The sequence below is a fragment of the Polaromonas sp. AER18D-145 genome (genome assembly GCF_002379095.1).
Classification (GTDB): domain Bacteria; phylum Pseudomonadota; class Gammaproteobacteria; order Burkholderiales; family Burkholderiaceae_C; genus Polaromonas.
Genome location: NZ_NBZV01000099.1, coordinates 1 through 2,155, shown reverse-complemented (window position 1 = coordinate 2,155; position 2,155 = coordinate 1). Strand labels below are relative to the sequence as shown.

The 2,155-nt window shown below is 64.0% G+C and carries 2 protein-coding genes; one reads left to right on the top strand and one right to left on the bottom strand.

The window, feature by feature from the left end:
* Positions 1–489: 489 nt before the first annotated feature.
* On the bottom strand, positions 490–1,536 hold the full coding sequence (locus B7G52_RS22960) for a homocysteine S-methyltransferase family protein (RefSeq protein ID WP_096699973.1): 1,047 nt from the start codon (positions 1,534–1,536) through the stop codon (positions 490–492).
* 120 nt (positions 1,537–1,656) lie between these two features.
* On the opposite strand from B7G52_RS22960, the gene B7G52_RS22955 reads away from it, so the two are divergent.
* Entirely contained in the window at positions 1,657–2,049 is a 393-nt protein-coding gene (locus B7G52_RS22955; protein ID WP_096699972.1) for a rhodanese-like domain-containing protein, read from the top strand.
* The last annotated feature ends 106 nt before the right edge of the window (positions 2,050–2,155 follow it).

Genomic DNA, 2,155 nt, shown 5'->3' with positions numbered 1-2,155 from the left:
GTGGTTGGGATGGGGCAGTAGGCGCAACTCCCCACTCCCTCCCCCCGCCCCTCCCTCGCCCCGCTGGGCGATGGCGGGGAGCTTCATTTGGCAACGTGTGCTGCACCCGCGTGCACACATGACAGTCCCGTACTCCGACAATGACGCGCAAAGCGCGTCATCGTCTCCCCGAATCCGCATTCGTCCCCCCAACCCGTCGGGCTGGGCCGAGGAGCGCAGGCAAAAGCGGATCAGGGCTGGCGTTGTTTGAGCCGCAGGCGAGTTTAGCCAGACCCCGCTTTTACCGAGCACCACAGGTTGCCCCGAAGCGCAGCGCAGGGGACCCGGACCATCGGGTCGCCTTTTCTTTTGCTTACTTTTCTTTTGGCGACGCAAAAGAAAAGTGAGTTGCCGCCGGGCAACCCCCGGCTTGCTGGCAAGCTACCGCACCTTGAACAACGCGGGGGACAGCAAACATGGATCCCGGATCAAGTCCGGGATGACAGCGTCTCAGGCCGCTTCCTTGTAGAAGTAGTCGCGTTGGATGCCGCGCGGCGCCAGTGGCTCGACCGCCTGGTGAATCGCCCCGATGTGTTCGGGCGTAGTCCCGCAGCAGCCCCCCACGATATTGACCAGGCCCTCTTCGGCAAACTCGCGCAGCAGGCGCGAAGTCACGTCCGGTGTCTCGTCAAACCCGGTGTCGCTCATCGGATTGGGCAGGCCGGCATTGGGGTAGCAGCTGATGAAGGTGTCGCCGGCCACACGCGCGAGCTCCTGGATGTAGGGGCGCATCAGCGCCGCACCCAAGGCGCAATTGAGGCCCACAGCCAGCGGCCGCGCATGGCGGATGCTGTGCCAGAAGGCGGTGACGGTCTGGCCGCTCAGGATGCGGCCCGAGGCATCGGTGACCGTGCCGCTGATGATCAGGGGCAGGCGTTCGCCGGAGTTCTCGAAATACTCGTCAATCGCAAACAGCGCGGCCTTGGCGTTGAGCGTGTCGAAAATGGTTTCGACCAGCAGCGCATCGGCGCCGCCTTTAACCAGCGCCTCGGTCTGTTCGTAATAAGCCTTGCGCAGTTCCTCGAAGCTGGTGTTGCGCGCACCCGGGTCGTTGACGTCGGGGCTGATGCTGGCGGTTTTGGGGGTGGGGCCGAGGGCGCCGACCACAAACCGCAGTTTGTCCGGCGTGGAGAATTTGTCGCAGGCGGCGCGGGCAATACGGGCGGACTCGTAATTCATCTCGACGGCGAGGTCGGCCATGTCGTAGTCGGCCTGCGCCACGGTGGTGGCGCCGAAGGTGTTGGTTTCTACCATGTCGGCGCCGGCGGCCAGGTAGCCTTCGTGGATGTCCTGGATCACGTCGGGGCGCGTCAGGCTCAACAACTCGTTGTTGCCCTTGACGTCCTTGGGGAAGTCCTTGAAACGTTCGCCGCGGTACTGCGCCTCGTTCAGCTTGAAGCGCTGGATCATGGTGCCCATCGCCCCGTCGAGGATGGCGATGCGTTTTTCCAGAATGGCGGGCAACTGCTGGCCCCGGGTGTAGATAAGCGGCTTCATGGCTGCATTTTAGGTCGATGGCCCTGCACCTGCCAAACCGGCGGTCCATTCACCTTCCGCCAAGCCCGGCCTGGCGCGCCGGCTTTGCCTGACAATAGCGCTTACATCCGAGCCCGCCCCATGACACACCTCCAACCCCAAGAAGCCTGGGACTACCTGCAGCAGCACCCCGACGCCCTGTTTGTCGATGTGCGCATGGAAATCGAGTCGCTGTATGTGGGCCGGCCGCCTGGGGTGGTCAACGTGCCCTGGTACGAGTACCCCGACCTGCAGCCCGACCCGACCCGGTTCGCCGAGGCGGTCGAGCGCGAGGCCAACGGCAAGGAGCAGCCGGTCTTGCTGATCTGCCGCTCGGGCCAGCGCACGCTGGCCGCGGGCCAGGCGCTGGAGGCGGCGGGTTTTGCCGAAGTCATCAACGTGGTACACGGTTTTGAAGGCGAGCTCGACGAGCAGTTCCAGCGCTCCACCCTGAGCGGCTGGCGCTTTGAAGGCTTGCCCTGGGAGCAGATGTAGCCGCTGATTTTTGATCAAATCCGGCTTCAGCCCTTGCTCCTGTTGCGCAAACAGCTCCTTTTCCGATAGCATTTTTACCCTCCCCTGCCTTGTCCCTGCCGCACCC

Coding starts and splice junctions, on each gene's coding strand:
- B7G52_RS22960 (WP_096699973.1), bottom strand. CDS start 1,536: ATGAAGCCGCTTATCTACACCCGGGGCCAGCAGTTGCCCGCCATTCTG.
- B7G52_RS22955 (WP_096699972.1), top strand. CDS start 1,657: ATGACACACCTCCAACCCCAAGAAGCCTGGGACTACCTGCAGCAGCAC.